Annotated in this window: 16 protein-coding genes; 3 read left to right on the plus strand and 13 right to left on the minus strand. The window is 41.2% G+C overall.

From position 1 onward, the window contains the following. Positions 1–6 precede the first annotated feature (6 nt). The 10 genes from CHB71_RS14530 to CHB71_RS14575 form a co-directional block, all read right to left on the minus strand. On the minus strand, positions 7–906 hold the full coding sequence (locus tag CHB71_RS14530; RefSeq protein ID WP_089357671.1) for an aminotransferase class IV: 900 nt from the start codon (positions 904–906) through the stop codon (positions 7–9). 29 nt (positions 907–935) lie between these two features. Beyond that, on the minus strand, positions 936–1,709 hold the full coding sequence (locus CHB71_RS14535; protein ID WP_089357672.1) for a sulfotransferase-like domain-containing protein: 774 nt from the start codon (positions 1,707–1,709) through the stop codon (positions 936–938). Positions 1,710–1,772: 63 nt separating this feature from the next. Further along, complete coding sequence (trxA, locus tag CHB71_RS14540; protein ID WP_089357673.1) at positions 1,773–2,096, minus strand: thioredoxin; 324 nt, start codon at positions 2,094–2,096, stop codon at positions 1,773–1,775. A gap of 240 nt (positions 2,097–2,336) precedes the next feature. Continuing rightward, complete coding sequence (gene dnaE, locus CHB71_RS14545; protein WP_089357674.1) at positions 2,337–6,569, minus strand: DNA polymerase III subunit alpha; 4,233 nt, start codon at positions 6,567–6,569, stop codon at positions 2,337–2,339. Positions 6,570–6,667: 98 nt separating this feature from the next. After that, positions 6,668–9,100, minus strand: a complete 2,433-nt coding sequence (locus tag CHB71_RS14550) for an ABC transporter permease (protein WP_089357675.1) — start codon at positions 9,098–9,100, stop codon at positions 6,668–6,670. A gap of 115 nt (positions 9,101–9,215) precedes the next feature. Continuing rightward, complete coding sequence (locus CHB71_RS14555; RefSeq protein WP_089357676.1) at positions 9,216–11,654, minus strand: ABC transporter permease; 2,439 nt, start codon at positions 11,652–11,654, stop codon at positions 9,216–9,218. A gap of 52 nt (positions 11,655–11,706) precedes the next feature. Continuing rightward, complete coding sequence (locus tag CHB71_RS14560) at positions 11,707–12,954, minus strand: hypothetical protein (protein ID WP_089357677.1); 1,248 nt, start codon at positions 12,952–12,954, stop codon at positions 11,707–11,709. Positions 12,955–13,105: 151 nt separating this feature from the next. Beyond that, positions 13,106–14,044, minus strand: coding sequence for a hypothetical protein (locus CHB71_RS14565; protein ID WP_089357678.1), 939 nt, complete (start codon positions 14,042–14,044; stop codon positions 13,106–13,108). A gap of 54 nt (positions 14,045–14,098) precedes the next feature. Continuing rightward, positions 14,099–14,422, minus strand: coding sequence for a YciI family protein (locus CHB71_RS14570; RefSeq protein WP_089357679.1), 324 nt, complete (start codon positions 14,420–14,422; stop codon positions 14,099–14,101). A gap of 35 nt (positions 14,423–14,457) precedes the next feature. Next, positions 14,458–15,702, minus strand: a complete 1,245-nt coding sequence (locus CHB71_RS14575; RefSeq protein WP_089357680.1) for a TPR end-of-group domain-containing protein — start codon at positions 15,700–15,702, stop codon at positions 14,458–14,460. Positions 15,703–16,065: 363 nt separating this feature from the next. On the opposite strand from CHB71_RS14575, the gene CHB71_RS14580 reads away from it, so the two are divergent. Next, on the plus strand, positions 16,066–16,416 hold the full coding sequence (locus CHB71_RS14580) for a hypothetical protein (RefSeq protein ID WP_089357681.1): 351 nt from the start codon (positions 16,066–16,068) through the stop codon (positions 16,414–16,416). A 5-nt stretch (positions 16,417–16,421) separates the two neighbouring features. Beyond that, positions 16,422–18,341 carry an ATP-binding protein gene (locus CHB71_RS14585; RefSeq protein WP_089357682.1) on the plus strand — a complete coding sequence of 640 codons (1,920 nt, stop codon included), beginning with the start codon at positions 16,422–16,424 and terminating at the stop codon, positions 18,339–18,341. 217 nt (positions 18,342–18,558) lie between these two features. Here CHB71_RS14585 and CHB71_RS14590 read toward each other — a convergent pair whose 3' ends face one another. Next, complete coding sequence (locus CHB71_RS14590) at positions 18,559–19,785, minus strand: M20/M25/M40 family metallo-hydrolase (RefSeq protein ID WP_089357683.1); 1,227 nt, start codon at positions 19,783–19,785, stop codon at positions 18,559–18,561. Between the two features lie 45 nt (positions 19,786–19,830). Here CHB71_RS14590 and CHB71_RS14595 point away from each other — a divergent pair, with 45 nt between their 5' ends. Beyond that, positions 19,831–20,913: a TolB family protein gene (locus CHB71_RS14595; protein WP_089357684.1), complete on the plus strand. Its 1,083-nt coding sequence runs from the start codon at positions 19,831–19,833 to the stop codon at positions 20,911–20,913. A 401-nt stretch (positions 20,914–21,314) separates the two neighbouring features. Here CHB71_RS14595 and CHB71_RS14600 read toward each other — a convergent pair whose 3' ends face one another. Together CHB71_RS14600 and CHB71_RS14605 are read right to left on the minus strand one after the other, a co-directional pair. Beyond that, on the minus strand, positions 21,315–22,121 hold the full coding sequence (locus CHB71_RS14600; protein WP_245811321.1) for a phosphopeptide-binding protein: 807 nt from the start codon (positions 22,119–22,121) through the stop codon (positions 21,315–21,317). A 95-nt stretch (positions 22,122–22,216) separates the two neighbouring features. Then, positions 22,217–22,651, minus strand: a complete 435-nt coding sequence (locus CHB71_RS14605; protein WP_144017440.1) for a hypothetical protein — start codon at positions 22,649–22,651, stop codon at positions 22,217–22,219. Positions 22,652–22,692 lie beyond the last annotated feature (41 nt).

Raw genomic sequence — 22,692 nt, forward strand, 5'->3', positions numbered from 1 at the left:
TAGCGACTACAACTTTACACAGCGCTCTTTTAAGTTATCAAACATAAAAATAGACAGCTGGTTTCGAATGTCTGAACCAATGGCGCTTTCAATCTTACGTCCATCTATCTCAATAACTGGAGTCAGCTCACCCATTGTTCCTGTGGCAAATACTTCATCTGCATCATAGAACTCCACCAGACTCAAGTTTTTTTCATGACATGGAATGCCATTATTATGAGCTAATTCAATGACAAACCCTCTCGTTATTCCATGAAGACAGGCATTAGCATATGGTGTATAGAGTATCCCATCTTTAACCATAAATAGATTTGTGTCATTGAGTTCAGCTACGAACCCTCGTTCATCCAGCATAATTCCCGCATCTACACCTGCGAAGTTTGCCTGAATTTTTGCCAGAATGTTGTTGAGTAGGTTGTTGTGATGGATTTTACTATCGAGAAATTGTGGACCATTTCTACGTTGTGTGGAAGTGATTACACGGATGCCAGCATCATTATCATAGACCAGAGGCTTCCATTCAGCCAGCACAATCAAACAGCTTCCTTTTTGATTGAGACGGGGGTCCATTCCTGAGGTAATTTTCTCACCACGACTAAGGGTTAATCGCATGAGCGTATCTTCCTTCATTCCATTCGCTTCAAGTGTTTGTTTGATCGCATCCTTGATGAAGGTACGAGTAGGCACATGCTCAAAGGCAAGCGCTTTCGCTGAAGCGTACAAGCGATCAAGGTGTTGCTCCAAATGCAGAATGCCTTCCTTATAAAGTCGCAAGCCTTCCCAGACCGCATCACCACCCTGCACGGTGCTGTCAAATACGGAAACTTTAGCTTCATTTCGGTGATAAAGTTTATCACCTACCCACACTTGAATGTCTTTGTTCTTCGGATTGTATTTCTGTAGCATATTCTCTTATTCTAAAATCAATTTTTAAACTATTCCCCCTTTGAAGGCGGCCCGACGTTTCGGGGGTGCGGTTGGTACCGCAGTTGGGAGGAGGATGTTTTAAACTTCCTCAACTTGTCATAATAGGGCAAAGCTTCCTCATAAAGCTCCTTACAGTGATCTGGTAATGGTCGCTCACTCGTTTTCTGTTTTACAAATCCTGTTGAGTTGTGAACATTCCTATACCAATATTTTGCCCAAGATCCATCCTCAGGGATTGCTCCTTTTTCCCAAGAAAGCATTTTATTCTCAAAAGGTATTCCTAATACCTCACACAAATTAGACAATCCTTTTTCCGGATCACCTAGAATATCATTTGAATCAATCACGATTGGCTGATGCTTACCATTTTCCATAACGAAATCCAATAAGTCCGCTTCATGTTTTAAACCAATATCCTGAATAGTTGGATTTGGAATGACCTGTGCAAAAGAAGCAATGAGCTGCTTAGGATCACGGATGAGAAAGACATTATGCATGCTCTTCAAATAGCTCCAGTCTAATCCTTCATGATGATGAGCCATGTTTTTCAGAAAAACAATCTCGTGCTTATTTTCTTGTGCCTTGATTTCACCCAGCACAACCCTCACGTCTGCCGACATGCTTCTAATTGTTACTTCTCTGCCCGGATGATCAATTCCAGTGTGGACCAAATAGTAAGCGTAAAATGGTTCATCCACAACTTTTACTTTAGGATTCTGTGAAAAAGAATACATCAATGCAGTAGAGATGTTTCGAGGACCGGAGATTAGATTTATAATCATAGCAAACAAAAAAAGCCCTGACTCAATTTGAATCAGGGCTTTAATTTATGATTTTCTTTTTTATTAATTCATTTGAGCGGTAATCTTATCACTCAAAACGTTTTTCGGAACAGCTCCGATTTGTTTGTCTACAATTTCTCCGTTTTTGAAAACAAGGAGGGTTGGGATAGATCGGATACCAAACTTGGCAGATACTTCTGGGTTTGCATCTACATCTACTTTTCCTATTACTGCTTTTCCTTCAAAGTCGCCAGCTAGCTCTTCTACTACCGGGCCGATCATTTTACATGGACCACACCACTCTGCCCAGAAGTCAACCAATACGGGCTGATCTGAGTTGATAATTTCTTCGAAGTTGCTGTCCGTAATTTCTACTGCTTTTGCCATTATATTAAGATTGTAAGTTTTTATCTTGTTTGTGAATCGAACACAAAAGTAATTTGAATAGTTTATTCTCTTTTGATAAAAGAGGTATTTGTTGTGTGATTGACAATTAGCTTGGCCCTTAACCGCTGAGATATCTGAGATTAATCACAGAGAAACCTGAGGAGTATGATAATATTTTTTTTGTGGATTACCTCTGTGCTCTTTGTGGAATTCTCCGTGTCCACTGTGGTTAAAAGAAGTTTAGTTTTTCTGAAGTAACACCCGATACCTCAACTCTTCAATTCCTTCCAACTCCTTAATCAACTCATCCGTCGGGTCAATGGTGAACTTACGACTAAGCATCTCCAAATTGATCCCACGATTTTCATAAACACCAACAAGCGACATCTTAAGCAAAGACTTGCCAGGATGCTGTTCAGCAATTCGCTCTACTTCGTCAACGATTATTGAGTTCACATCTTCAAGGCGCATTTTTAGCTCCAATCCCTTCGTCATCTTCTCTCGGATCTCGCTTAAGTGTTCAATGTTTTGAATCTTAAATTCCAGTTCTTCACTGTTCCAGCGGTTCTGGATATTTCCTGATAAGTACAGAAACCAGCCTTTCTCCAGCATGGGCTTGAATTTCAGGTAATCCTGCCCGAACAGATAGAAGGTGTAGTTGTCATTAAAGTCTTCCAATGTGAATTGACCAAAAGGATTGCCTTTTTTTGATGTTCGATGCTGTACTTCGCTGACTACACCACCAATTCGTATTTCTCTACCCTGAAGCTTTTCAGGCTCAGCAAGCTGATGAATGCCCGCATTGGTAAGGTGATCCATCTCAAATTTGAACTGGTTGAGAGGATGGCCGGAAATGTAAAGTCCAACCATCTCTTTCTCGATATTCAACTTCTCAATATCACCGTAAGGTTCTATTCTTCCAACCTTTGGTTTGGCTATATCTGTGCCTGATGCTCCTCCAAATAAAGAAGATTGGTTGCTCGCTTCTTCCTCCTGCATACGGTTGGCATACCGGATGGATTTTTCAATCAAAGAGTTACCCTCTTCATCCGGTTCCACATATTGACGTCTGTGGAATTCTTCAAAACAATCAAATCCACCGGCCTTAGCAAGACTTTCGAACGACTTTTTATTTACTGTTCTAAGATTGACACGTTTAGCGAAATCAAAGATGTCTTTAAATGGTCCTTTTGCATCTCGCTCTTCGATGATCGCCATTACAGCAGATTCACCGGTTCCTTTAATAGCACCCATCCCGAATCGAATTTCACCTTCGGCATTCACTGCAAAGTCCTTATCAGACTCATTCACATGTGGACCCAGCACATTAATGCTTCTGTTTTTACACTCCTCCATGAAGAAACTTACCTTGTCAATGCTATTCTGATTATGGGTGAGGACAGAAGCCATGTATTCAGCAGGATAATTTGCTTTTAGGTAGCCGGTATGATAGGCAACCACCGAGTAGCAGGTACTATGCGATTTATTAAATGCATAGGCAGCAAATGCCTCCCAGTCCGTCCAGACTTTTTCCAGCTTGTCTTCTGGGTGGCCTTTTTCTTTGGCTTGCTCGATGAACTTGGGCTTCATCTCGTCCAGAACATCCCGTTTTTTCTTACCCATTGCTTTACGCAATACATCCGCCTCACCTTTTGTAAATCCGGCAAGGGATTGGGATAGAAGCATTACTTGCTCCTGGTAGACCGTAATGCCATACGTTTCTGCCAGGTATTCTTCCATCTCCGGAATGTCATAGGAGATCGCTTCTTTTCCGTGTTTTCTCGCGATGAAGTTTGGAATGTATTCCATCGGGCCCGGACGATACAGGGCGTTCATGGCAATGAGATCTTCAAATTTATCCGGCTTTAGTGCGCGAAGATGTTTTTGCATACCCGGCGACTCAAATTGAAATGTACCGTTGGTTTCACCACGCTGATACAGTTCATAGGTCTTCTGGTCATCTAGCGGAATCTTATCGATATCAATTTTGATTCCGTGCCGTTTCTCCACATTCTCCACTGCAGTTTTGATGATGGAAAGGGTTTTCAATCCCAGGAAGTCCATCTTCAGCATTCCCGCAGACTCCACTACGCTGTTGTCGAATTGCGTAACCAATAGGTCGGAATCCTTCGACTTAGCCAGGGGCACATAGTTACTCATGTCAGCAGGAGTAATGATCACTCCACATGCATGAATGCCTGTGTTACGAAGAGAGCCCTCCAATACAACCGCCTGATTCAATACCTGAGAGGGGAGGTCTTTGCCTTTTCTCAGATCTTCCAGCTCTTTTACTTCTTCAAAAACCTTAGTGAACTTGGTACCTGGTCGTTCAGGAACCAGCTTGGCGATGGCATCTGTCTCCGGTAGGGAAAGCTCCATCACTCTACCTGCATCACGAATCGCAGATTTGGGTGCCATGGTACCATAGGTAATGATTTGAGCTACCTGATCAAATCCGTATTTGTCTATCACATATTTGATGACCTTTTCACGGCCTTCATTGTCAAAGTCAATATCAATATCGGGAAGTGATACCCGATCCGGATTCAGAAAACGCTCAAATAGGAGATCATATGCAATCGGATCCACATTGGTGATTCCAATGCAATAAGCAACCACCGAGCCGGCTGCAGACCCACGACCCGGACCAACAGCTACGTTCATTTCACGGGCTTTGGCTGTGAAATCCTGAACAATCAGAAAGTACCCTGGATATCCGGTATTGGCAATGGTTTCTAGCTCGAAATCAATTCGTTCACGGATTTCATCCGTGATTTCATCGTATCGTTTTTCAGCACCCTGATAGGTCAGGTGACGTAGATAAGCGTTCTCTCCTCGCTTGCCTCCATCCGCTTCGTCTTCCGCATTGATGAATTCTTCAGGGATGTCAAAAGCAGGGAGAAGTACCTCTCGCTCCAGACTATAGGTCTCGACCTTGTTGACAAGCTCGGAAATGTTTTCGATGGCCTCCGGAATATCTCCAAAAGACTCCTTCATTTCCTGCTGCGTTTTGAAGTAGTAGTTCTCGTTGGGGAGACCGGGACGGAATCCACGCCCTCTTCCGATGGGGGTGCTTTGCTTTTCGTTTTCCTTGATGCAAATCAGAACGTCGTGGGCTTTCGCATCTTCTTTGTCAAGGTAGAAGTACTCATTTGCAGCGATGAGTTTTATGTCGTGTTTATCAGCAAAGCCAACAAGAATTTCGTTCAGCCTGTTCTCTTCTTCAAGTCCGTGCCTATTGATCTCCAGGTAGAAATCATCTCCAAATAAGTTTTTCCAATAGAGTACCGCTTCTTCAGCCTGGGTTTCACCGACATTTAAAACAAGGTGTGGAATTTCACCTCCAAGGCTACCACTGAGGGCTATTACATCTTCTTTGTACTTCTCTATAAGTGCTTTATCTATTCGGGGATATAATCCATAGTTCCCTTCTTTGTAAGCAATGGAGCTAAGCTTGATCAGGTTTTCATACCCCTTCTTTGATTTTGCAAGCAGTAGTTGTTTGAATCTTTTGTCGGGGTTGTCCTTTGTGAACTGAAGTTTTAATCGATCTTCTGCAACGAAAAACTCACAACCGATGATGGGTTTGATGCCGGCACCTTTAGCAGCCTTTACGAATTTAAAAGCACCAAACATATTGCCCAGGTCAGTCATCGCGACTGCAGGCATGTCGTATGCTTTGGCCTTAGCAATAATGGCTCCTACATCCGGAGTGGCTTGCAAAACGGAAAATTGAGAATGCCCGTGCAGGTGACAAAATGCACCCTTGATGTCCTCCGCTTTTACCTCCTCTGTTCCAATTTTACCGGAAGACTTTTCACGCTTTGAAGCAAAGTTGGCATCATCCAGATCCGGACTTTCGTAGATGATATCATCAGGGTTGGTATCATCGATGGTTGGGATGATGGAGCGTTTTAAGCACTCGAAGAACGCCTTAGCGGTGGCATCTACATCATACGCGGCATCATGCGCATCTGCGAATGGCTCACCAAATAATTTTTCATAAAGTTCAATTAGTCTTGGCGACTTAAGTCGCCCACCGGGACCACCCTGGAGCTGGCAGAATTCTTTTGTGTCCTCTGAGGTATCGATGTTTTTTGCATCAGCAAGCAGGTTCTCTTTTTCTGTTCTCAGGTACTCCGCACCAATGATCTTATTGTCAAACTCGATGTTATGACCGACTAGTACTTCAGCTTTTTTGACATCTTCTGAAAACTTATCAAGTACCTCCGATAAATCTTCACCAACTTCCAATGCTCGTTTGGTGGAGATACCGTGAATTTTTTCGGCGTTAAAAGGGATAGTGAATCCTTCAGGCTTTATGATGTGATTGCCGGTGGAAATTAATTTACCACCATGATCGTGCAGTTGCCATGCAATTTGTACCAACCTTGGCCAATTATCTAGCTGCTCAACTGGTGCAGTTTTATTGTGTGGTAAACCGGTGGTTTCGGTATCGAAAATGAGATACATAGGGGTGGTTTAAATTGCTATTCAAAATAACACAAACACAGCCTATGAAAATAAAAAAAGCCCCGAAGAATCAGGGCTGTGGATAACTTGTGGATATGTTACTCATCCTTCAACGATTCAGCCGGATTAATCCGTGCGGCCTTCCAGGACTGAAAACTTATGGTAATCCATGCTATGGTTATAGCTGCAATCCCTGATACAATATATGTTGAAGGTTTGAGCTCTGTTCTGTAGGCAAAATCATCCAGCCAGTAGTTCATAGCAATTGAAGCAACCGGAATTGCGATGATGAAAGATATCGCCACCAGCTTAATGAAGTTTCTCGACAAGAGATTTACAATACTGGTGACCGAAGCACCTAATGTTTTGCGAATGCCAATTTCTTTTCTTTTTTGCTCTGCTGTAAATGCGGCAAGCCCGAATAAACCAAGACACGCAATAAGAATAGTCAGAACAGCAAACACGGTGAATATTTGTCCAACCTTTTGTTCTGCATGATATGTGAGATCAAATCGTTGATCCATGAACTGGTATCCGAAAGGCTGCCCGGGGACGAACTTATTCCATGTTGACTCCAGATCTGCTATGGTCTCATCTACATTTTCCATGTGAATTTTGAAGAGGGCGTATCCGGCGTTTTGTCCCAGGTGAAGTACCAGTGGTTCAATATTGCTTCTCAGTGATTGATAATGGAAGTCTTTCACAACGCCAATGATCCGATAGCCGACAACATCCGGGCTGTCATCCGGTCCATCGTGAGAATAAAGCTTTGATTCGAGCGGATTTTCATAGCCAAATTTCTGAACTGCTGTTTCATTAATGATCACCGCCATTGAATCGCTTGCGTATTCCTTAAAGAAGAATCGACCTTCTTTCATGGAAATGCCCATCGTATTCATGTAATCATGATCTACTGTAGCGGTACCAATCACCAGGCTTTCATCAGAACCAGCTGTGGCATTTTTAAAGTAAAGACTCGAGTTGTTGTAATTTCCTGTTGGGATAAAACTCGAAAGCGAACTGCTGATCACACTGGAGTTTCTGGAAGCTTCATTTTTGAACGCCTCGGCCTGATCACGTAAAATCCAGGCATCATTGACCATCAGCACCTGATCTTTTTCGTAACCCAACTTTTTATTTTGAATGAAGGAAAGTTGATCAAAAACGATGGCCGTTCCTATAATCATAATGATGGATATGGAAAATTGAAAGACCACCAGCGTGCTTCGGATGGGTCCGCTCTTTAATCCCTGACGAATGGTTCCTTTTAATACTTCCACCGGTTTGAACATGGTCATGTAAAATGCAGGATAGCTTCCGGCTAATAGCCCCACCAACACCATGATTCCTATCATAAACAGAATGTATCCTTCCTCCAGGAGACTGTAAAACGAAAGTTCTTTGCCAGCCAGCGCATTGAATCCGGGAATGGCTAAAAGAGAGATAACATATGCGAGTAGAAAAGCAATAAAGCAGATCACCATAGCCTCCGAAATGAACTGATTGATCAATTGCTTTTTAAACGCCCCCATGGCTTTTCTTACTCCAACTTCCTTGGCACGGTTGGCAGACCTGGCGGTTGCCAGATTCATAAAGTTGATACAGGCCAAAATGAGAATGAATAGGGCTACTACAGAAAATATGTAGATGTATTTGATATCTCCGTTGGATCCCAACTCATCCGTCTTATTTGAATGAAGATGAATGTCTCTTAATGGAAACAATGGGAAAGCAAGGGCATTGCCGCTGTTCCTGAACTCCTGCAGATTCATATTCAAAAACTGCTCAATGAGTGGACCGCAGTACGTTTCGATCATTTCAGGAAATTTGGCTTCCAGTTCTTCTTTGGTCGATCCTTCCTTTAGTTTAATGTAAGTATTAAAATTTGTGCTAAGCCAGTTTTGATTGTTTGCCCATGCAAAAGAGGTCATGGATAACAACATATTGTGGCGAAAGTGAGTGTTTGCTGGTAGATCATCGTATACGGCCACCACTTCATAGTCAGTTTGGTTATCCAGAACAACTACTTCCCCAACGGGGTTGATGTCACCAAAGATTTTCTTTGATGTACTTAAATCCAGCGCCAGTGTGTTTGGTCTTGCCAGCGTATTTTTCGTATTACCATACACCAGAGGAATTCCGAAAAAAGAAAAGAAATTAGAGTCTGCCATGAGCACAAGCTCCTCTTTGAAGGTCTCGGTTTGTCCTTTTCTTTTGATAAACCAATTCCCTGATTCGCGCACCTTCATGGCATCTATTACCTCCGGGTAGTCATTTTTGAGTGCCTGTCCAGTGGGGGCACCAACGGTCGCGGAAATATGATCAGAGCCATTTAGCGTTGCTGCAAAATCAACCCGATAGATTTGATCAGCGTCTGATAAATGCGTGTCATAACTCATCTCGTCTTTGATAAACAAAGAAATGAGCATGAAGCAGGCTAATCCTATGGCTAATCCAAAAATATTTAGGAAAGAATAAAACTTGTGTTTTAGCAGATTTCGGAGCGCAACGTTGAGATAGTTTTTAAGCATGATAGTAGGAGTTAGTTATAGTAATGATGCTTTTTTTATCTGATGGTTGCTTGGTATAAAAAAGCCCATCCGCCGATTGGCGGACAGGGCTTCCATAGTAGAGTAGGTGAAGTTATTATTCATCCTTTAAGGATCTGGCAGGGTTGATCCTGGCCGCATTCCATGACTGGAAGCCCATGGTGACCCATGCAATCACCAGAGCTATAATTCCAGCCAATAAGAAAACCATAGGATTAATATTTGTTCTGTTTTCGAAATCTTGAAGCCACTCACTCATAAAGTAGTAGGAGATGGGTGCAGCTATTAAAAATGCAATACCAACCAGCTTTAAAAACTCTTTAGAGAGCAGTGTGATAATGCTAGATATAGACGCACCAAGTACTTTTCTAACACCTATTTCTTTTCTGCGCTGCTCTGCTGTGAAAGCGGCCAGACCATATAGACCTAAGCAGGCAATGAAAATGGCCAGGAAGGCAAAAACTCCGAATATTTTTCCAAGCTTCTGCTCATTCTCATACATCTCATTAAATCGTTCATCAAGGAAGCTGTACGCGAATGGTTGGCTAGGCGCAAACTCATTCCACTTATCTTCCAGAAATCCGATGGTTGCTGGAATATTCTCATTTGTGATCTTGAAGGAAACAAACCCTCTGCTTCTCCCAAGTTTGAAAATTAGCGGCTCGATTTGATCTTTTAGTGAGGTGAAATGGAAGTCTTTCATAATACCTATCACTTTATATGAGACCGTATAAATGCTATCCTGAAAGCCATCGAAAGTGGATATTGTTTTTCCAATAGTTTCCTCCAGTGTCCATCCTATTTTATGCATGGCAGCTTCATTGAGCACCACTGCGAGGCTATCACTTGGGAAATCTTTCGAGAAGCTTCTACCACTCTTCAATTCAATGTCAAGTGTTTCCATGTAGTCATGATCCACTCGGTATTCGTGAAAAATATATGTTTCACTTTTGGTAGAGTTGGATCCCGGAAACCAGGCATTATTGTTATCTGCCGTATTCACGGGTAAGAAGCTGGACATGGTTCCGGACAATATGTTGGAATGTTGCAACGCTTCATTTTTATATGAATCAGCCTTGTCGTCCATTAGCCATGGATCATGGATCATCAAAATGTGGTCTTTACTATATCCTAACTTCTTATTCTGGATGTAAGAAAGCTGTTGATATACGATCGCCGTTCCGATGATCATAATTATACTCACGCAGAATTGAAGTACTACCAATGTGCTTCTCAAGCCACCACCTTTGAGTCCTAGATTTAGTTTGCCTTTAAGAACTTCAACCGGCCGAAATTTGGATAGGAAGAAAGCCGGGTAGCTCCCCGCCAGAAATCCCACCACAATCAAAACACCAAGCATAATCAAAAGAAAAGCGGGAGAGAGCAGGCTATTGAATACCATTGCTTTGTCTGCAAGGGTATTAAATTGATTGAGCAATAGAAAGGAGAGCCCGTATGCAATCAAAATTGAGATGAAAGTAATTAAGAAAGCTTCGGTTAGAAATTGCTTTCTTAACTGACTCTTATATGCGCCCATCACTTTTCTTACACCTACTTCTTTGGCTCGTCCTGCTGAGCGGGCAGTCGATAGATTCATAAAATTGATACAAGCTAATATCAATATGAACATAGCGATTGCAGTAAATATCAGCACGTATTTCACGTCACCATTAACGTTCAACTCGCCCAACTTATCCGATTTAAGATGGATATCTAAAAGAGGAAAGAGGTAAAAGCCTGCGTCATTTCCTGCTTCATAGAATTCTTCAAGAGAAGCACCCATGAAGTTTTGAATCTCAGGGCCAATGTACTTTTCAATCAATCCCGGAAATTTGGCTTCCAGGTCATTTGGATCATAGCCTTCTTGCAATTTCAAGTAAGTGTTGAAATTAAAACTCATCCACATGGTAGATTTTGCTTCTTCTCTGCTTTCCATGGAGAGCATCATTTCGAAGTTGAAATGAGAATTGGTAGGCATGTCTTCGAAGACTCCTGTAACCTCCCAATCATCATTGTTATCCAAGACAACAATTTTTCCTACCGGATTTTCCTCGCCAAATACCTTGGACGCCAATGATTCACTTATCACGAGTGTATTCGGACGTTCGAGGCAGGTTTCCGGATTACCAGACTTCAAATTGAAATCCCAGAATTGGAAGAAATTATGATCGGCATATACTACAGCATCTTCATTGTAAGCATCTTCCGTATTTTTCTCTTTGATAATCCAGTTACCAGTACTTCTCAGCCTGGTAGCAGCTTCCACTTCGGGAAATTCAACCGGCATGGTTGGACCAGCCGGTGCGCTGGCAAGAGCCGTTATAAACTCGGATCCATTGATGTTTCCGGTAAAATCCATCCGATAGATGCGATCGGCATCTGAGTGAAAGGTATCATAGCTAAGTTCATCTACTACATAAAGCGAGATCATCAAAAAGCAGGTAAGCCCGATTGATAGACCTAAGATGTTTATAAGCGAATAGAACTTATGCTTAAACAGGTTGCGCAGTGCAACATTTAGATAGTTCTTTATCATGATTTTGAGTTTTTGTCCTTTTGAGTTAGTCCTTGTTCGTCCTGATCACGTTTTAGTCCAGTGTGATCTTCTTTATTCGGTCCCATGGCACATAAACCCTATCTGATTTAGTCCGAATTAACGTTCCAAGGTTTTTATCAGAAACATCCTGCCCATCCTCGAGAGTCACTTCACTTCCATCGTTAAGGGTGACAATGGAAGAATAGGATCCCCTTGGTGTAATTTCACGAACGTTATAAAATGGAATGATAAATTTCACGTCATCATTCTCGCCGTTGAGAAGCTCAAAGGTGTATTCTTCATCCAGATCAAAAATGATTTCCCCAGTATGAATATCACCATTGTCTACCTCCACTTTTCCCGTTAATTTTTTAGGTGTAGAGAACGAACTGTAAGCTGGTCCGCTATTGGGAGCTTCTTTAAATGTCACTTTGTCAAACTCGTCCCAGTCAATATCTACACGGCCTAAACCCTTCACAGTAACAATAATGCCCTTATTGTCGTCATCTACATCATTGGTGCCTCTTAGATCCAGTTTTCTTCCTGATTTAAGTGTAACAATGCTGCTACTATATCCATCGCGCTCAATGGATGCGATCTTTTCAAACGCGATTTCATAGTCATCGCCATCTTCTTCTCCGTCCAGAACATCTGTTCCCACACGTTCATCATGATCCCACTGAATGAAACCGGTGAACTCTCCCAGGTCACAGATTACTGTACCATAAAGTGGTTCCCCAAATTTTTCATCAAGATTTGAAGGAGTGGGCAAGAATTCCACTTTTTCAATATTGCTCCATGATAGCTGGATAGTGCCCAATTCATAGTCTATTACCCGTAGTTTGGCACCTACATCATTATAGCCTGAACCACTCACTTCGATATACTCTCCATTCTTCAATTCCACTTCAACCCGACTACTTGATCGCATTCTAAGTGACTTCAGGTTTCCAAACTCAGTTGAAAATTCATGCACAAATCGTCCATCATTATCATCATCCCATGAGATATTGATAAATCGAGAAATCAAATTATCGTTATCATAATAGCGGTCTTCCAGTTTATCCAACTCACGACTAGATAAGTAGTCAAGGTTTTTATTTTCCCTTTTAGAAGTGTTGAACATGTCAGTCCAATAAACTTCTTCTTTGCCCCATCTGATCGGGCCTTCATATACATCTCCATCTTCAGTTGTCACTTTTCCATAGATGAATCCCTCATCCTGAGCAGAGATAGATGTAAAAAATAGAATAGCTGTGGCTGAAAAAGCCAGCTTTAAATAAATAGTTAGTCGTTTCATAGTTTTTTGAGTTTAGGTCTTCTTGTGGGTTTGATGCCGTCTAATGACAAAAGGTTGCATCAAAGGTTACTTTTAATATGTATTAGTTGGTACTTGTTAATGCATAGTACATACGAATATGTATTCGCTATGTTGCATGGCTTTTACATAATTAGTTTTTCAGAAGGGTGTCAGAGTTAAACATGTGTTGGAAATAGCCTCTTTTCCACTGATGGTTTGTTGACGAGATGAGTATCCACTCAGTGGCACCAAGCGAATAAAAAATTAATCGTCCACGATCTTTCAGGTTAGGCTCGCTTAAATCTTCTCGGATTTCTTCTCGATATTCTCGGAGAAGTTTTATTCTATTCTCATTGGAATTGGTTTGGTTCCAATGCTGAAGAAGGTCTATTTCCAAAAACCTGGGAAATCCCTCCTGCCAAATCTGAAAATTGAAATAGCGGTAGTCCTTTTCAGAAATGACAGACTTTAGTTGCCGCTTAGCTTCCCAATACTTAGGGAGCACACTTTCTCCGTCCATTGATTTTAGGAGTAATCCACTCATTTCTTCAATTATCTGATCTACAGTATCATTTTCATACGGGAATGAATAGTTTAGTGGCCACATACCATCTAGGGAATCCTTTGCTAGATCCAGTTCATTCGATTTTTGATAGTAACCTTCTCTGGTGTATTGAAATTGATGAAAATGCTCATGGAGTAATGTCCAAACCCACCTTTCTTCATCGAAATAAGAGTTCATAATATTACCCATCACTATGACTGGATTAGAATCAATAAGCGGAAAACTGGCAGACATGTTTTTAGGGAACGTTCGCTTACGAAAATATATTTTCTGGTTAAGCAGGGAGTCAAAATAACTTGCTTGTGAGAACGTAGCTGGATTGGGATGCCCGGCTAAGTATTCAAAATCTTCATCAACCAATAAGATAATGAAAGGAACTTCCATCCATTCCGGCCAGTATGATGCTTTTACTTCTTCAGCAATCTGTTGGATTTCTGCTATTCGATGTGACTCTTTGGTTGGGAAGGATTGTGCAAAAAGTACGAACGGCAATATTATCAATAGAGATAGGATCGATTTTTTCATTACCAATCTTACATTTTTTGTTTGTTAATTGCCGCTAAAGATGGTTAAATAGGGTTAAGCCACTGCTTTAACATATAAATGAAAGTATTCATTAAGTGGACAAGAAGCAGCAATCTTTTTAGCTTCATTCAAATCAGTGGCAGTAATCAATACAAATCCAGCGATTAGCTCCTTTGCTTCCACAAATGGTCCGTCTGTTGTTACCGCATTTTTGCTTGGAATCAGTTCTCCACTTTCAAGCGAAAGACGTCTTGCAACAATGTGTTTCTCTGCAAGCGCCTCAGCCCATTTACCATATTCGGTGATGCAATGTTGTTCTTCTGAAGTGGTGAGCTCCCGCTCGTTTTCGGCAGCTATTAAAATTAGATATTCCGACATATGTTCCTAACGATCGTGGATGGTTTAAATGGACATCATTCAATAACTCCAATAATAACTGATTCGCCTTCCGGTTCAAAATTACCGTCCTGGTCATAGGCCGCCCATGGACTATTAACAATGATATGCAGTTTACCATCAATCCAAACACCCTGGGTAGGCTCACCCAAATCACCTGCTTGTGCCAATGTCTCTTTGTCCATAAGTGTATTCCCATCTTCAGAAAGAACGTATCGAACCACTCTGTTTGGATTCGTTCCGTTGTGCAGGCCAATAAGGGTATTGTTGTCAAAATAGAGTCCATCAACTCCTTTGATTAGGATGTTTTCGCCCTTTATAGCCAACTTGGTTGCAATCTTGCTTTCAAGGTTTAGCTTGTAAATGCCATCGATATAGTCACTCAAAAAGATGTTTTGCTGATCTTCATCAAATGTCAAACCTTGTAGGTTAAAAACCTGTTCCGATAAATCAACAAACGCTTCCAATTCTCCTGTTTCCTGGCTAATCCAGTAAAGGGTGTTAGCAGTTCCATCTGATATAAACACATTTCCATTTTGATCCACAATCAAATCACCAAAGATGTGTCCGCCGGGGAGAGTATATGTTTCCAGTAATTCACCGGATTTTAAATTGTATTTAAGCACGCTTGCATATCCCTCTTCATTTTGGTCATAGTTTTCATAGTTACTCATTGAAGCGGTGCAAACCCATAGCGTTTTTTGATCAGGAGCTATTTCCAATCCCATGACGCTCCAGCTGTTTTTAGGAGAATTAGCAAATATCTCAGGGGTTTTCCCTTCTCGTGCCTGCCAAATTTTACCATCCCGCACACCACCAAAAAAGTAACACTTCTGTTTCGTGGAATAGGTGATGGACTCAGGGTGAGATTTTAAAATTGGAAAAGAAAATGTCTTTTCAAATGAAAGGGGAGTTGTCAATTCTTTTTGTCTCTCTTGAATCATGCTAAACTCATCCAGTGACAGGATTGATTCAAAATCACTGTCTTTAGCAAAATCCTGTGTGGCGTCCATCAAAATGTACTTATTCAACACTTCAAGCGATTTTTCAGCATTTCCTGTGAGTGCGTAGCTTCCCGCCAGATTGTAAACGACCGCCGGATAGTTAGGTCGCATGCTGTCGATCGTAAACATTTTCCGATTAAACAGTTCATAATCTTGTGCTTCATAAGCCTGTACACCTGCCTGATAAATTTCTCTTAGGCTTTGGGCATTGGAAGTGATAGTAGTAAGAATGAGTAGTGAGTATATAGTCTTTTTCATAATTGTTTTTGCTAGTCATCGAGAAAGATTTTGAGGATTGAAACACTCAAAAACACACCCTTTCATTCCCTAAAGGGATTCTTTTAGCAACACCTTTAGGGCTGGGGTATTTTGAATTTTTGAATAAAATCTTTTATCAGATATGGTTCAAATTCTTCTGTTTAATAAATGAAGTGATAATTGTTTCATTACATCTGCACAACAGACTTGTACCGGGTAACCATTAACCATTTGTAAAAATGCTGAAATTTTGGGATGTGAAATCTGATATCCGATTTTTGATTACCTATTTGGAATAATCACATTATCATTTGATATATTGGGCATTCAATTATTTAGTCACCATTTAACCAAACATTAAAAATGGCAATAATCACAATTAACTTAACTTTAGATGGAGGGGTTCTTAAGTATCAAGACGATGCTGGTAACTGGCAAACCGTTGATGCGGGGAGCCCAAGCACTGGTGTTGATTCGGGAGATGAGGTAGATTGGTCAGGAGATGATACAATTGGTAAGATAAAGATTAAACCCAATAAGAATAGGATTCTTGATCGTGTCGATGATGACGATACAAAGAAGCCGAAGGGAAAAGTAAAGCAAGGTCTGACCGGTACAATTACGGAGAAGTATACCATTTCAGTAAAACCTGCTAATGGAGGAGGATATACTGATTTTGATCCTGATTTGACCTATCCCAAAGGCGGTGATTAATTAATATGAAGTTTAGATTTAGAAATATTAAACTTATAAAAGGTGCCATTTTATTAATGGCACTTTTTTGTGTTTTAGAAGCTGAATGTCAAAATCAACGTAAGGCGGATAGCTTAATAAATATTCTTCAAAATGAAGATCTAAAAGAGGAAAGAAGACTTGAGATTCTCTCTAAGGTATCTATTTTTTCTACTGATCCTAAAGATAAAATCGAGTATGCCAATCAAGTACTTCTTGAGGCAATTAAGACTGAAAATCATTCGCTAATTATTACGTCTTACATTGTTATTGGAGGTGCACATTCAAAAATTGGGCAACTTGAGAAATCCCTTGTTGCATTATTTGAGGCTGCTGAATATGCTAAATCCCTTGAAATGCATGAAGAACTTGGAGCAATCTATGGGCAAATAGCATCTACTTATTCACTTAACAATGATTTGAGAAATTCACTTCTTTTTAAAAAGAAGTCTCTAAAACTATTTGAGCAAGTTAATGATTACGAGTACATAGGGTATGGTTCCCTAAACATCGGTTATGAGTATTATAAACTCAAAGAATATGATAGCGCCCTGTATTATACGCAAAAAGCTCAATCAATTTTCGAGGAGTTAGAATTTGAAGTTGGAATTGCTTACGCAATTGGTAACACTGCATTGGTTAGATGGAAACAAGGTGACTATCTCCTAGCTGAAGATCTTCTTCACAAAGCGATTGAAAAATTAAGACCTGTAAAAGATTATTATGCGATGGCTGATTATTTGCATAATCTGGCCAGGGTGTTGTTTGAGCAGGAAAAAATTAGCCAATCGATAGAAGCAGCTCAAGAGGCCTTAGAAATGTCACTTAATAATAACCTGAAGGAGCAGGCAAGGGATGCTTCATTGATGTTAAGTGAATTGTATGAAGATATTGGAGACCATAAAGAATCCTATACATATCACAAACAATTTGTCGCTTTAAAGGATAGCATACAAAGTATTGAAGCCACTCAAAAAATGGCTGACCTACGTACCGAATTCGAAGTAGGTCAGAAGCAAGCAGAAGTAGATTTGTTGACTGCTGAAAAGCGAACGCAACGTATCATCACCATTGCTGTAGGGGCTTTTGCATTTATACTCATTGTTCTTGCGGCCATTATCTATAAATACTATCGGTCTAAAGCGAAAATCAATCGTATCCTGGGTGAGCAAAAAGCTGAGCTAGAGCGGCTGAATAGTACCAAGGACAAATTTTTCTCCATTATCTCACATGATTTAAGAAGTCCGGTCGCGGGTTTCAATGGTATCAGCCAGATGATCAAAATGATGGTGCAAACCAAGCAAACGGATCAGCTGCTGGAAATGACCGAACACATTGATTCTTCGGTAGATCAACTTTCCAAGTTGCTGGACAACCTGCTAAACTGGGCCATGCAACAGCAGGGCCATGTGCCTAATGTGCCGGAGAAACTCAGTCTGAAAGAAATGGCTGAAGATCTGGTGAAAACATTGTCTACCATGGCACAAGGAAAGTCGATTGAGTTGGGTGCCGATGTTCCGGAAGCATTAGAATTATGGTGCGACAAAAACACCACGATGACCATCTTAAGAAACCTTGTCAGCAATGCGCTGAAGTTTACTCCGGAAGGAGGGGAGGTTGGAATAAAAGCTACTGAAGAAAACGGTACGGCCAAAATTGAGGTGTATGATACCGGTGTAGGGATGCCACAGGACAAGCTCAGAAAGCTATTTCAATTACAGGATAAGAAAAGTACCTACGGCACCTCCGGCGAGAAAGGTCTGGGTCTTGGCCTTCAGCTCGTGCATGAGTTCATGGAAATGAACAATGGCAAGATCGAAGTATCCAGTGAAGAAGGAAAGGGTACGACTTTTACGTTGTGGCTGCCGTTGTTTGAGGCTGTGGGATCAGAAGTTGCTAAGCAATAATTATTTGCATCATTACAATCAAAGCGTACAATATTCCAGTTTGATAGACCGTATTCCCTTGGGAGGTGACCGAAGGGAAACCGAGTCATGGGAATCCCCCTGAGATAGAATGTAGGTTCTTGAGATCCCCAAGTCTCACTCCTGCGTCGTTCGCAAGGGGATAAGGATTGGGAATGTTTACCCACCCCAGCCCCTCCGAGGAGGAGATTTGTATTGATTAAAACTCAATCTCAAAACTCAACTTCTCACCACCGCGATCAACTAGCACAGTGGTTTTGTCTCCCTTCTCAAAAGTGGAGAGTGCTCGCATGTAACTCATCATATCAGTGACAGTGCTGTCACCGAGCTGAACAACCACATCACCTTTAAGGATTCCTGCTTTGATTGCTGGCTTGTCTTCACTCACTCCATCGATGCGCATGCCTTCACCATCAAACATGTAGTCAGGAACGACACCTAGAGTCACTGTGAACCGAGGGTTATCAGATTCGTCTTTGGTTTTCGTGAAAGCGATTTTCTCATCATCATCCATGAGCACAATCATCCGTTCTATGATTGAAGCGACTTTAAGGATGCCTTCTTCATTGATTTTCTCAGGATCGTCACTTGGCTTGTGGTAGTCCTCATGCTGACCGGTGAAGAAATGCAACACCGGAATATCCTGAAGGTAGAAGGAAGTATGATCAGATGGACCAACACCTGATTCACCTTTGATGAGCTTCAAGCTATCCGCATTCACTTCATCCAATAGCCAGTTCCAGATAGGAGAGGTGCCGGTTCCATTTACTGCCAGCCCTTTGGATTCATCCAGTCGTCCCACCATATCCATATTGATCATGAAATTGACTTTTGTGAGATCAACTGTTGGATTTTTTGTGAAGTAATTCGACCCCCAAAGTCCTTTTTCTTCCCCGGAAAAACCGATGAAAAGGATATCACGATTTAATTCCTGATCAGATAACACTCTCGCCAAATGAAGCATTGCGGCAATGCCGCTTGCATTATCATCTGCACCATTGTGAATGGCTTTCTCACCTCTATAAAGTGAAGAAAAATCACCCATCCCCAGATGGTCATAATGGGCGCCAATGACCACCAACTCATCACCCGGATTATCAATCATGCCTACCACATTATATCCGGTGATCCCATCCTCACCAGTCTCTTCAGATGGTTGAGCGTGCGGGTTATCCGCATCTTTCACAAAAAAGGACTGGTAAAAACCATTCGTTCCTTTGGGCTGAACACCAGTTGCTTTGAGCTCAGCTGCAATGTAATCTGCCGCCATTTTCTCCCCCTCGGTTCCTACTTCCCGTCCGGCTAGTGAGTCGCTTGCAAGAATAGAAATGTCAGCTTCAATAGCTGATATTGGGTTGTATTGTTCTGTTTGAGAACAAGAGCAAATAAGGAAAGTCAGTAGAAGAGGTGATAAATGCTTTTTCATACAAATTCTTTGTGAGTTAGATTCGCATCTCGAAAATACCAATGAATGAAGAACTTTACGATTTTATTTCTATCGCTGGCCATCATTTCATGTCAGCAATCCTCCAATTCTGAACAAGAAACAACGAATACCGATTCGCTAAGATTTGAGCAGGAGGTACATCTTAAAAATGTACGTCAGCTTACCTGGGGTGGTAACAATGCAGAAGCATACTGGAGCTTTGATGGAAAAAGTCTGGTATTCCAATCAGACTACTCAGAATGGGGTGTGGAATGCGATCAAATCTTCACTTTGGATGTCAATGATCCGAAAAAAGGTGAGCAACCGAGCATGGTGAGTACTGGCCTAGGTAGAACTACCTGCGCTTATTTCCTGCCCGGAGATTCATTAATTGTATATGGGTCTACCCATTTAGCAGACAGCCTTTGTCCCGCTACTCCTGAGCGAACCAGCGGTAAATATGTTTGGCCGATCTATGAGGGGTATGATATTTTCGTTGCGGATCTTGAAGGAAATATCGTGGATCAATTGACTTCAGAAGAAGGGTATGATGCAGAGGCCACTGTTTCACCGAATGGCGATCAAATCATTTTTACCTCTACCCGTTCAGGTGATTTGGAACTTTACACCATGAATTTAGACGGTTCGGATGTGGTGCAACTGACTGATGAGTTAGGTTATGATGGGGGTGCATTCTTCTCACCGGATGGAAGCAAAATTGTTTGGAGAGCATCACGACCACAGACGGATGAAGAAGTTGCGGAATACAAAGGGTTGTTGGAACAGGGTTTAGTTCAGCCAACTAAAATGGAGTTGTATGTAGCCAATGCCGATGGTACGGATAAGAAGAAAATTACCAATTTGGGTAATGCCAACTGGGCACCTTTCTTCACCCCTGATGGAAAGAAGATTTTATTCTCTTCCAACCATTCTTCCAAGCGAGGATTCCCTTTCAATCTTTTTATGATTAACCTGGATGGAACAGGCTTGGAGCAAGTCACCTTCGACAAAACTTTTGATTCCTTCCCGATGTTCAGTCCGGATGGTAAGTATCTGGTTTGGGCATCTAACAGATACAATGGTGGCAATAGAGATACGAATCTATTTGTAGCTGAGTGGGTGGATTAAGAAATTATTTTTAATATGTCATTTAGACGCTAGGAGAAATCTTTACCTAAGTTTAAAGATTCCTCGTTCCTCGGAATGACATTCTAATTTTATATTGGATATAATCTCAATAACTCTCTTCATCAAGAAGCCTCAATAATTAACCATATTCCCATGGTTGTTGATTTGGCTCAATTTCTTTTTTACTCACCATATTCCCTTGGGAGAATGACCGAAGGGAATTCGAGTCATGGGAATCTTATATTGGAAGATGTTGGGCTTTAAGATCCCCAAGTCTCGTTCCTTCGTCTCTTCGCAAGGGGATTGGGGGCTTAATGAGAAAAAAGTCGTCTCACCACACGAATGATGAGACGACTTCTGCTATGAAGATCCCGGTACAAGGCCGGGATGAATATCATTTCTTACTCTTCCAGAGTAACCGTTCGCTCTACTGAATTGAATGGCCCGGGAACGAGGTTTCCTTCAGAGTCAATCAATTCAAGTTTGATTTCGTTTCTACCCATTGGCAGTCCTTCCATATAATATGGTGCCCACTCATCAATCATAAATTCATTACCATTGATGGTGGCTCGCACTTTGTTTCCATCGGCTGAAAGCTCCGTATTCAATAAGTAGAAATCCAACATTACTTTCTTAGCATCTGCTCCGGTATAAGTTCCTTTTGGTCTGCTGTAGAATAGATGTGGAGCTGATAAGTCAGCAGAGTCAGGTTCTACATCACCAACCACTAAGTTTTCAATGTGATAAGCATCCGGACTTTTCACACTCTCATGATACGAACGTGAAAGGAAGGCAAGCACTACATAATTCCCAGCTTCTAACTCGTCATTGATACCTGGCATGTAATGTGCGGCATACGGTCCATTATTCACGATATAGTGAATGTGTTGGCCTTTGCCAGAGTTAGCAATACCACGTGTTTCATAGTCATCCGTAGGTTTGCCAAGTTCATAGTTTTGCACATCGAATGTGTAGTTCACCACGAAAGAGCTATCTGTAGGTGTGATTGCAGCGTCACCTCTTTTAATGAGATTGGCAGCTGGAAACTCAGGTGAAGGAGGGGCTTTGGTGAGTGTGATGTTAGCTTTCACCTCCATTGTACCGCTGGTCTCGTCACTGCTCTCCTCTGATTTTTTGGTGTTAGTGCATGAAAACCCGATGAGGGCAATCATTAAAAATGCTATTAATCCAAGCTTGTTCATTTTCATATTCAGGTTGTTTCAGTTTGTTTAAAGTTACTGTCTGTGGTTTACAACAAAAAAAACCGGAGGTTTGATCCGGTTATTTGAGATTTAAGAAAAACTTATGGCGTACGAATTTCAAGCTTTAGTTTACTTGTAATTGGAGATATTTTTGACTCAAGTTGTTTTAGACTTCTATTTTCTCCCAAATAGATCTTTCTTTTCTCTGTTTTTAAGTAAGCTTTAAATAGCACTCCTTTTACATTAGTTGAAATTGATTGATGGTTTAGCTGTTGATTATATTTTGTTGCAGTTATGAAAACACAATCAAGTTCCTTGTATTGGAAGATTTCTTTTTCTGTTTTCAAGCCAAGAATAAAAAGGTAATCTTCTATTTCTTGATTTGAGGGATCAATACTCAAACGATAATGAGTCGACACAAAAAGATAGCCCAAGAAAGCTGATATCAATCCAATATACCAAGCCATCAGAAAAAGGAATAGACTTAAAAAAAGCATCACCCAACCAAGGCTAAAAAAGATTCCTTCAAAGTACATCTTTACAGGTATGCTTATTGTGTTCTTATTGCTCACACCCC

Source organism: Ekhidna lutea (assembly GCF_900188325.1).
In the GTDB taxonomy this organism is placed as follows: domain Bacteria; phylum Bacteroidota; class Bacteroidia; order Cytophagales; family Cyclobacteriaceae; genus Ekhidna; species Ekhidna lutea.

What these genes read in the sequence shown, in the direction of transcription:
- CHB71_RS14585 (WP_089357682.1), top strand. Translation starts at nt 16,422, where the DNA reads ATGAAGTTTAGATTTAGAAATATTAAACTTATAAAAGGTGCCATTTTA.
- CHB71_RS14535 (WP_089357672.1), bottom strand. Translation starts at nt 1,709, where the DNA reads ATGATTATAAATCTAATCTCCGGTCCTCGAAACATCTCTACTGCATTG.
- CHB71_RS14560 (WP_089357677.1), bottom strand. Translation starts at nt 12,954, where the DNA reads ATGAAACGACTAACTATTTATTTAAAGCTGGCTTTTTCAGCCACAGCT.
- CHB71_RS14570 (WP_089357679.1), bottom strand. Translation starts at nt 14,422, where the DNA reads ATGTCGGAATATCTAATTTTAATAGCTGCCGAAAACGAGCGGGAGCTC.
- CHB71_RS14550 (WP_089357675.1), bottom strand. Translation starts at nt 9,100, where the DNA reads ATGCTTAAAAACTATCTCAACGTTGCGCTCCGAAATCTGCTAAAACAC.
- CHB71_RS14600 (WP_245811321.1), bottom strand. Translation starts at nt 22,121, where the DNA reads ATGAAAATGAACAAGCTTGGATTAATAGCATTTTTAATGATTGCCCTC.
- CHB71_RS14575 (WP_089357680.1), bottom strand. Translation starts at nt 15,702, where the DNA reads ATGAAAAAGACTATATACTCACTACTCATTCTTACTACTATCACTTCC.
- CHB71_RS14595 (WP_089357684.1), top strand. Translation starts at nt 19,831, where the DNA reads ATGAAGAACTTTACGATTTTATTTCTATCGCTGGCCATCATTTCATGT.
- CHB71_RS14565 (WP_089357678.1), bottom strand. Translation starts at nt 14,044, where the DNA reads ATGAAAAAATCGATCCTATCTCTATTGATAATATTGCCGTTCGTACTT.
- CHB71_RS14555 (WP_089357676.1), bottom strand. Translation starts at nt 11,654, where the DNA reads ATGATAAAGAACTATCTAAATGTTGCACTGCGCAACCTGTTTAAGCAT.
- trxA (WP_089357673.1), bottom strand. Translation starts at nt 2,096, where the DNA reads ATGGCAAAAGCAGTAGAAATTACGGACAGCAACTTCGAAGAAATTATC.
- dnaE (WP_089357674.1), bottom strand. Translation starts at nt 6,569, where the DNA reads ATGTATCTCATTTTCGATACCGAAACCACCGGTTTACCACACAATAAA.
- CHB71_RS14605 (WP_144017440.1), bottom strand. Translation starts at nt 22,651, where the DNA reads ATGTACTTTGAAGGAATCTTTTTTAGCCTTGGTTGGGTGATGCTTTTT.
- CHB71_RS14580 (WP_089357681.1), top strand. Translation starts at nt 16,066, where the DNA reads ATGGCAATAATCACAATTAACTTAACTTTAGATGGAGGGGTTCTTAAG.
- CHB71_RS14530 (WP_089357671.1), bottom strand. Translation starts at nt 906, where the DNA reads ATGCTACAGAAATACAATCCGAAGAACAAAGACATTCAAGTGTGGGTA.
- CHB71_RS14590 (WP_089357683.1), bottom strand. Translation starts at nt 19,785, where the DNA reads ATGAAAAAGCATTTATCACCTCTTCTACTGACTTTCCTTATTTGCTCT.